Here is an 8,983-nt window from a genome sequence, read left to right on the forward strand (position 1 = left end):
AGCACTGGCGGAGCTTGCGGTTCGCGCTGGTTCGCAGGCCTATCGGCAATGGTGGACGATAACCGGCCGCAGTTGGCGGCGCGAGGTTGAGCGGCTGATCCAGGGCGTGAAGACATCGGTGCCGGCCGAGACGCTATTGCGGGGTCTGGCGTGCGGCTATCTCAGTTGGCTGGCCGATGTGTCCGCGCTTGCACCGGCGGTTGCCGAAAAGGCTGCAATGGAATTCATGCGCCGGTCACATGCGCAGCCGGAGCCTCGGGATGCCTACACGCAGCCTGCCGCCATGGGCGAGAGTTTCGAAGTCGACGGCAAGCCATTCGCGATGCCGGCGCGGGTCCTGGACGCTTCACAGGGCTGGGCGATGTATTTCGTGTCGATCAAGGCGGCTAACGATGCGCTCGGAGCAGCCGGCGCGAAGCTGTCCGCGTTCGATGCCGGCGATGGGCGGACTCCGCTCATGATCATCGGCGTGGATTATCGCAACAGCGATTTCGGCATTTATCCGGAGTTCGTCGTTGCGTTGACCGTCACCGCCAAGGGCGATCCGGCCAAACAGCTGTTCGCCTACTACCTGGCCATCGTGGTCACACAGGAATTCACCCGGGAAGCGGCCAGCGTGGTGTGGGGGCTGGAGAAGATCGTTTGTCCCAAACTTGCGGTCCAGTATGCCCAGGATAACGTGCGCTTCGGCCTCTCTGACCGACACGGCAAGGCGCTTTCGATCCGGTTTCCGCGCTTTGGTGATGGTGAATCCTCCGACCAGCCGACTTTCTCCGTCTCCCAGCGCGGCGAAGGCGCCGAAAGGCGAACCTATTGGGCCATGACGACGAAAAGCGGCAGCGGGGAGGGCATGCAAATCGGCGGCTCAGCGATACTGGAGCTTGGCGTCCGAGGAGACCGCTCGTGTCTGTGCGGCGACGGAAAGTCGGTCTGTTTGTGCGAAACGCTGCGCGCTTTCAACATCGCCGACACGCTGCCGGCGGCGAATGGCTGGACCGAACGGCAGACCGCGCTGTTCGGCGCGCCGCGGTTGCTGGACCTGCCTTGATGCATGGCTTCAGCCAAGGTTGAACCAGCGGCATTCGACAGGATGGATCAAGGATCAGCCGTTGGGAAACATCCGGGAGAATTGGCTGCGTACCATTGAATCCGCGATAGAGACTGCCTTTGCGGCAAAGGCCGCAGGCCGCAGAGCCACCGCGAGCATCGCCGGGACAATGGCCGGATAGCTGTCCGGCTCGACGATATCGATCGTAGTGCCGATCCCGCGCCTCCGGCGCAAGGCCTCGGCCGCCAGCAAACCGCTGACTACGGCGCCTTCGACCGTGACGACATCGATGCAGGTCTGGCAGAAGTCGCCGGCCAGGAACAGGTTGGGGATGTTGCAAACCGCCTTTGGGCGGGATGCCCAGCTGCCGACCTGGTTGACAAAAAGCTCCTCGCCGACATTGGTCTGGATATGGCAGCGACCGTAGTCCACGTCATCGTCGCGCAAGCTCGGCGCAACGGTGGCGGGACCGAGGTTGAACTCGAGGAAGCGTCGCAATTCCCTGAGCACGAGATCCAGAATGACCTCGTCCTGATAATCGACGATCAGATCAGCGTTCGAGGAGGTGACGTTGAGCACGGTGTTTCCTGTCGCCAAGTCGTTCCAGACCTGTGAGAGATCGAGCAGGCTGAGCGTGTAGTTGGACTCCAGCAGCACCGTGATGCTGTTGTTCAGCCCCGGGATCTTTTTCTTGAAATAGAGATCGAGCGAGATCATGGGCTCCACTCGCAGCAGGCGCACAGTTTCAAGGTCCGGCGCCAGCGCAGCGACCTCCGGACTGACAAGGCGACCGAGCGCGCGCGGCGGCACGGCGAGGATCAGATCACCGGGAATACCGACCTTCCACGTCTCAGTCGGTGGCGTCACTGGGCCGCGCTCGGTGGTCGGGCTGTGCGGCATCTTTCCAAGCGTCAGTTCCCGCACCTCGCCTTGATCCAGATGAAGCGCTGCGACTTGGGTCAGGCGATGAATTTCGAAGCGGCGGCCAAGCTGTTCGGCCCGCGTCTCGAGGTATTGCCGCCACGGCTCGAAAATGGCGTCATTGGTGTTCTGTATCAGCAGCCACATCGAAGGAACTGGATTGCGGTAGCCATACTTGATCAGGCTCTGATAGCTTCGCGCCGACGACAGATAGCTCGGCGACGCAAAGGCCTCCGCCAGTGTGCGCGTCGCGGTCGCGATCGACGCTTCGGTGCTGTAGCCCCTGGAGCGGAGGAAATTATTGACCGATGTCTGCTCCAGTACCTCGCCCGACATCGCCTGCGTGCCGATCAGGTCGAGCAGGCAATAGGCCGAAATGAATTCGTCGGCCGGCGAGGCGACGCCACTGAACATGTTGGTCAGAATCGTGGTCGGCGATCCGGCATTGGTGAGACCCGCCAGCGTCTGCTTGTCGCCCGGCCGACGATAGCCGATCACGGCGTTCGGTATGAACTTATCGAGGGCCCCGATCTCCCGCATCAACTGCCAGAAATTATTGTACCAGTTCAGGTACATGTGGTAGCTGTGCTCGTGCGGATCGGGGTTGCCGTCCGCTTTATGGGCGCCGAGCTTGCCGCCGAGAAAATCGTTCTGCTCATAGAGCGTGATGTCGAAGCCTTGCTCCATCAACCGGTGAGCCGCGGACATGCCGGCCAGACCGGATCCTGCAATTGTTGCTTCCGGCATCCTGTTGCCCCCCAACGGCTGATAATTAGTTGTTGCTCAAGGCGACAAAACGCAACAATAATACCATTATCTTCTTTCGTTGCCTGCAAATCAAATGGATTTCCCCGATGCCGCCGAGCTATCGCGTGATTTTCACTGAAATGCTTCTGGCCAACTCGGCGGCGATGGCTGCGTTTGCGGATGTCGCAGCCCGGAGTGCCGTGCTGGCGGGCCGGGGATATCAGCAGGCGTTTTCCGCGCTAGCGCGGAACGCGCCTGGCGGGAACACCAAGCCGTCGCAGCCAGGTGGCGGCTCCGAAACTCCCGGCGCATCTGCGCCGAGGCCGGCCGACTTCGCGCGCGCCTTCGCCGGCCTGCCGCGGGTTTCGATGATGGTGTTTCTTTCGCAATATGACAATTTGCGCGGGCGACGCCGCGCGGTCGGGGATTGATCGGATAAAATCGGTGAACTGCTAGTTGCCTTCCCCGCGCGCGCATGCCACCAATTGCAACCTGCGGCTGGGGCGACCGACCGCGTGGGTTTGAGTTAGGACGCAGGTTCCAGTTACGATGTCCAATGCAGAAGGCACGTTTGGTCCCGGCGCCAGCCAGTCGGGGCCCGATTCCGCAGCCGGCCTGTTCCTCGCGATGCGTGACGCATGGCTAGCTGCAGGAACCGCCCTCAGGGAAAGCCTCAACCGGCAATCCATGGCCGGCAGTCAATCGGCCGCAGGCTCTTCCGGGGAAAGTACGCTTGAACCGATGATCGGCGTGCTTGGCGCGATGGTTGATTTTGCCGTCGCCAGTCGGCATCGCCCTGACCAGCCAGCGACCCATTCACCCCTCCCCGGTCAGAGCGATGCGACCGCCGCGGATTTCCTGCGCCCGATCAGCCACGCCATGATGATCGCCGCGGACAGGTCTGTCAGCTATTGGGTCGGCGTGGCTCGGATTTTTGGAAGTCATCAGGCAAGCATGGCCCAGATCCTAGGCCTCGAACCAGTTGCCGGAAACGAGCCCGGAGCGCAGCGCCTGATTGCCGCGGATGAACTGCGTGCGTTGCTGCGCGAGATCGGGGATCTTGCCACCAGGGAGGCGCGCATTCTTCAGAGCGAACTGAGCGCGCTTGATGAGAGTTTAGCCGAGACTTTTCAACCACCCGGCCAGGCCGGCCCCTATCGCAGGCGCTGGCGCGGCAAAGTCTAGGGCGGCGCGTTTCAACATGCTCGACAGCTCGACACAATCCGTCATCTCTGGACTCGGTTTCGAGCCCGAGATGACGCAGCTGCGCGAACGGATCGCACGCTGGATTGGCGGTTGCAGCGCGGAATTGCGCGAAGCGCTCGAATGGCAGTTCCTGACCGGATCAAAATACTTTCGCCCGTTGACAATCTTCTCCTGTTATCGCGCGATGCGCGAAGGACCGATTCCCGAGCGGATCATGCAGTCGGCTTTGGTGATCGAGCTGTTTCACAACGTTTCCCTGATCATCGACGACATCGTCGATCGTTCCCCTACCCGGCGCGGCCGGGCAACGATGCATACCAGGTTCGGAGAACTATCGGCTCTGATGACCTCGGGCTACATCGTCGCCGAAGGTTATCTGCAGCTGCAGGACGACTTGGCGGCGATTGCTTTGTTTTCGGAGCTCTTGAAACGGCTGGGCGTGGCGGAGTGCATGCAGTGGCGGCTGCGCCGTCAGCCGCTGGGAATTGAGGACTGGCGCAAGATCGCCGGAGAGGACACCGGCTCGATGTTCGAAGTGTGCGCCTGCCTCGGCGATCGCTCGGGCCGGCTGCGGACCTTCGGTGGGCTGTTGGGCCTGCTCTATCACGGCTGTGACGATGTCGGCGATGTGAAGGGGCTGGCCGCGCTCGGCGGCGGCGGCGAGGAGGACTTGCGCGACGGCATCCTGACGCTCCCTGCCGCGCTGGCGATCCGCGACCCCGCGGCCGCCAAAATATTCTGCGACGCGGAAGGCGGCAATCTGGCGGAGCTCGGCAGGCAGTTTGTCGCCAAGCTACCCGAAGCCGAGGCCTATCTCGACAGGATCGCCGACGAGGGCCGAACCGAAGCGCGATCGTTCGCGGCCGATCCCGAACCTTTGCTCGCGCTGATCGAGCGAACCCGGCAACTGAGCCGCTACTAGCCGATTGTGCTATACAGTCAAAAAGCAAAAGCTGAGAGATATGGCGCGTGGGTTGCCAAACCCACGCTGCTGGCTGATGACGCCAAGGCGAGAGCTTCGTGGATGACGGCGAGCACGCGGGCGACGGCATAAAGTGTTTGGAGAAGCGCGATCTCATGCCAAGTCTGGACGTCGGCGCATGGCTTGAAGAACTTGGGCTGGGGCAGTACCGGACCCTGTTTTCCGATCAGGCGATTGACGCCGATGTTCTCCCTGATCTGACGGACGCCGATCTACACCGTCTGGGTGTTCCACTGGGGCATCGCAAGAGACTGTTCAAGGCCATTGACGATCTTCTCGGGCGGGATCCGGCCGACCAGCAGGCATCGATCAAGCTTGCGCGCGCGCGACCGGACGCCGAGCGCCGGCAGTTGACCGTGCTGATCTGTGACATGGTCGGGTCGACGGATCTTGCCTCCAAGCTGGACCCTGAAGAGCTCCGCAAGGTGATGGGCGTCTATCTCGACGCCTGCGTGAATGCCGTGACCTCGCTTGGCGGTTTCATCGCCAGATATACCGGAGACGGCATCGTCGCCTATTTCGGCTATCCCGCCGCCTTGGAAGACGCCGCGGAACGCGCCGTGCGCGCCGGGCTGGAACTCGGCCGAATCGTCCCACATCTGACCTCGCTGCCTGACGTGACGCTGCATGTGCGAACCGGCATCGCGACAGGACTTGTCGTCGTGGGTGACCTTCTGGGCGAGGGCGCGGCCAGGGAAGAAGCGGTTGTCGGCGAAACGCCGGCATTGGCCGCCCGGCTGCAAAATCTCGCTGCGCCCGACGGGGTCGCGATTGCCGGCAGCACACGCCGGTTGATCAATGGCATGTTCGAGCTGGAATTCCTTGGCATGCTCGACCTGAAGGGTCTGGCTGGCCTGAGGCCGGTCTGGCGCGTGCTGCGCGAGGCCGCGGCCGAAAGCCGCTTCGATGCGACGCACCACGCTGATCTGACGGAAATGATCAACCGAGAGAGCGAGCTTTCGCTGCTGCTCGAGCGATGGAAGACCGCCCGCGAGGGCGAACGCCAGATGGTGCTGCTTGCGGGCGAAGCAGGCATCGGCAAGTCGAGACTGTGCATGGCTCTCGCGGGCCGGGTTGCCGCGGAGGGCCATTTCGTCATCCGTTTGCAGTGCTCGCCGTTCCATACCGATAGCGCTCTGCATCCGATCATCGCGAGTCTCGACCGGCTGGCTGGACTGACGCTCGACATGGAGCCGGAGGAGAAGCTCGATCGGCTGAGCGGCGAAGTCCAGAAGGCCGGCAATGTGGCGCCGGAAACCCTTGCACTTTTTGCCGCTCTGCTGTCGATCCCGATCGGCGATCGTTTCCCGCGGCACGAAGCGCCGCCGGAGCAGATGAAGAACCTGACCCTGGATGCCATCGACGAATGGCTCGTGAGTCTGTCGCGGCTCAAGCCGGTCCTGTGGATATTGGAGGATGCGCACTGGATCGATCCGACCACGGTCGAGGCGATCACCCGCGGCTTGGGCCGGCGCGACAATGCCAGGATCCTCTCTATCATCACGCACCGCCCGGAATATCGGCCGCCTTGGCTCGGCCATAGCCGGGTTGCTTCTCTCAGCCTCAACCGGTTGAGCCGGCGGCAGTCCTATGAACTGGTCAAGCAGGTGGCGCGGAACAATGTGTCTGAGGCAGTGGTGGACCAGATCGTGGCCAAGACCGACGGGATGCCGTTGTTCGTGGAGGAATTGACGAAGGTCATCATCGAGTCCGGGCCGTTTGAGGCGAGCGCCAACGCCTATGACGATAGACGGGGCCCCGCTGAACCGATCATACCGGTGACCCTGCAGGATTCACTGCTCGCGCGTATCGACCGGCTGACAGAAAGCAAAGTCGTCGCCCAGATCGGTGCGGCCATCGGGCGGGAATTCTCATTTGAGCTGTTGGCGGCGGTAGTCCCATCCAAGCCCAAGGAACTCGAGGCCGCTTTGGCGTTGCTCGAGGCCGCGGACCTGATCAGCGCACGGGGCAATCCGCCGCAGGTGACCTATACCTTCAAGCATGGCCTCGTGCAGGAGGCCGCTTATTCGACACTGCTGATCAGTCGTCGTCAGCAGCTGCACAAGCGCATTGCCGAGACCCTCCAGACCAAATTTGCCCAGATAGCGGAGGTGGAGCCGGAATTATTGGCGCATCATTTCACCGAAGCCGGTCTGATCGCGCAAGCGATCGGCTGGTGGGAGCGCGCCGCTTCGCGCTCGGCGGCCCGATACAGCAATATTGAAGCAGTCAGCCAGTTCAAGCGGGCCTTGGCGCTCCTGACGCAGCTTGAGGATGCTTCGTCGACGCATCGCCGGGAATTCGAACTTCGGATCGCCCTGATCGAACCGCTTTACGCGACGCATGGCTATTCGGGGATGGAGGTCGAACAGAACTACACCCGATTGCACGAGCTTGGCCAGGATCTGGGAGAAACGCGCCAATTGTTGCGCATCCTGTGGGGCCGAGCTGGCGGAGTTTTGGTGCGATGCGACTTCCCGCGCGCCCGAGAGTATGTCGGCAGTTTCCTGGAACTGGCGCATCAGGCCGGCGACGCGACGTCGGCAGCCCAGGGGGTCCGGATCAGCGCAATGATTGCGCAAGCGAGCGGAGAGTTGGACCTCTCGCGTGAACGGTTCCTCGAAGTGATCGAGGCATTCGAGCGCGAGGGTACGGCGGCGATACTCGGCGACTATCTGACGATTCCTCGCCCGACGACCCTGGCGCAATGTTCATTCTCCGCCCAACAACTCGGTCTGCTGGACGAGGCGGAGCAACTCTGCGTCCGCAGTCTGCGTGAGGCTCGTGAAAGCGGGCACCACCTCACCTGCTGTTATGTGATGTCTGTTTGCGCGATGAAGGCAATGGTCGAGCAGGATCCGGCCACCGTTCTCGCGATCACCGAAGAACTCGTCGAGATCGTGAATCGCCACCGTGTGTTCTATTGGGAATGCTTCACCGAAGCGCTGCTCGGCTGGGCTTCGGCCAGAACAGGGGCGGTTGAAAAAGGCCTGGCGCGACTGCAGCGCAGCTGGGAAATCCGCGACCGGATGCAAACCAGGATCTGGAGCCCCTTTTTCCTGATCAGCGAAGCCGAAATCCTGATGCAGAACCAGAGAAGCGATGAGGCCATCGCGTTCCTGGATCGCGCAGCCGCGGAGGCTGACGCGACCGGGCAGCACTATGCGGCGGCCGAGGGGTTTCGGGTACGAGCCTGCACAAGGCTGTGCCAGGGCGCACCGCTGGCTGAAGTGGAGGTCGTTTTCCAACGCGGATTGGCAACGGCGCGACGGCAGAGCGCGCGACTGTTCGAACTGCGGACCGCGACCAGCCTGGCGCAGGCCTGGCGGGATGTCGGACGAGCAGACGACGCGCGCGCTCTGCTCGCGCCTGCTTATGACGGCTTCACGAGCGGCCACCACACGGCAGATCTGATCCAGGCCCGCGCCGTCCTGGACAGCCTGTCGTAAGTTTTCCTTTCGTCCCGCCCGCGCGGACCGAATGCCATCGATCCTCCGTCGACCGCGCTTCACGCGTCACGGCCCTCGTCGAATTCACGCGGAGCCTGATTTTGGATTGGAACACCATCGCAGGGCCACAGAATTGCATTACGTGAGTCGCTATACTCTGCTATAGGGCTCGGATTGAATCATTGATCCACTGCCGAATTCTGGGTGCCGAATCAAGGATTCCGGTTGGAGGACAGCTTCGCTTGGCGCCCATTCAATACATCGTTGAGGGCGGCCACCGGCTTCGGGGCGCCATCGAGCCTTCCGGCAACAAGAATGCCGCGCTGCCGATCATTGCCGCATCACTGCTCACCGAGCATCCGGTCACGCTCGAAAACGTGCCGCGGATTCGCGATACCGAGACACTGGTCGAACTCGTCCGCTCGGTCGGCGCTTCGGCCGAATGGCGCGGACGCAACCGGCTCGCCATTCACGCCAAGGAGATTCGCGCCGCCGATCTCGATCCGGACCTGTGCGCGCGGATCCGCGCCTCGATCCTGCTCGCGGGTCCGCTGCTCGCGCGCTGCGGCGAGGTGACGCTGCCGCCGCCCGGCGGCGACGTGATCGGCCGGCGCCGGCTCGATACGCATT

At 62.6% G+C, this 8,983-nt stretch carries 6 protein-coding genes and 1 pseudogene; 6 read left to right on the plus strand and 1 reads right to left on the minus strand.

The window, feature by feature from the left end; all coding sequences use genetic code 11:
* The first annotated feature begins 118 nt into the window (after window positions 1-118).
* Window positions 119-1,048 carry a hypothetical protein gene (locus WCB02_RS13225; protein ID WP_423958674.1) on the plus strand — a complete coding sequence of 310 codons (930 nt, stop codon included), beginning with the start codon at window positions 119-121 and terminating at the stop codon, window positions 1,046-1,048.
* 54 nt (window positions 1,049-1,102) lie between these two features.
* Here the strand turns inward: WCB02_RS13225 and WCB02_RS13230 are convergent, their stop codons facing one another.
* Window positions 1,103-2,716, minus strand: coding sequence for an FAD-dependent oxidoreductase (locus tag WCB02_RS13230; protein ID WP_423958675.1), 1,614 nt, complete (start codon window positions 2,714-2,716; stop codon window positions 1,103-1,105).
* A gap of 107 nt (window positions 2,717-2,823) precedes the next feature.
* Here WCB02_RS13230 and WCB02_RS13235 point away from each other — a divergent pair, with 107 nt between their 5' ends.
* The 5 genes and pseudogenes from WCB02_RS13235 to WCB02_RS13255 form a co-directional block, all read left to right on the plus strand.
* Window positions 2,824-3,147 carry a hypothetical protein gene (locus WCB02_RS13235; protein ID WP_423958676.1) on the plus strand — a complete coding sequence of 108 codons (324 nt, stop codon included), beginning with the start codon at window positions 2,824-2,826 and terminating at the stop codon, window positions 3,145-3,147.
* A 196-nt stretch (window positions 3,148-3,343) separates the two neighbouring features.
* A complete protein-coding gene (locus WCB02_RS13240; protein WP_423958677.1) occupies window positions 3,344-3,901 on the plus strand; it encodes a hypothetical protein in 558 nt (185 codons plus the stop codon).
* A gap of 70 nt (window positions 3,902-3,971) precedes the next feature.
* A complete protein-coding gene (locus WCB02_RS13245) occupies window positions 3,972-4,844 on the plus strand; it encodes a polyprenyl synthetase family protein (RefSeq protein ID WP_423958678.1) in 873 nt (290 codons plus the stop codon).
* Window positions 4,845-4,999: 155 nt separating this feature from the next.
* On the plus strand, window positions 5,000-8,353 hold the full coding sequence (locus WCB02_RS13250; protein WP_423958679.1) for an AAA family ATPase: 3,354 nt from the start codon (window positions 5,000-5,002) through the stop codon (window positions 8,351-8,353).
* Window positions 8,354-8,595: 242 nt separating this feature from the next.
* Window positions 8,596-8,983, plus strand: a pseudogene (locus WCB02_RS13255) (UDP-N-acetylglucosamine 1-carboxyvinyltransferase); the annotation flags it as partial.

Source organism: Bradyrhizobium sp., from assembly GCF_049581145.1.
Classification (GTDB): Bacteria; Pseudomonadota; Alphaproteobacteria; order Rhizobiales; family Xanthobacteraceae; genus Bradyrhizobium.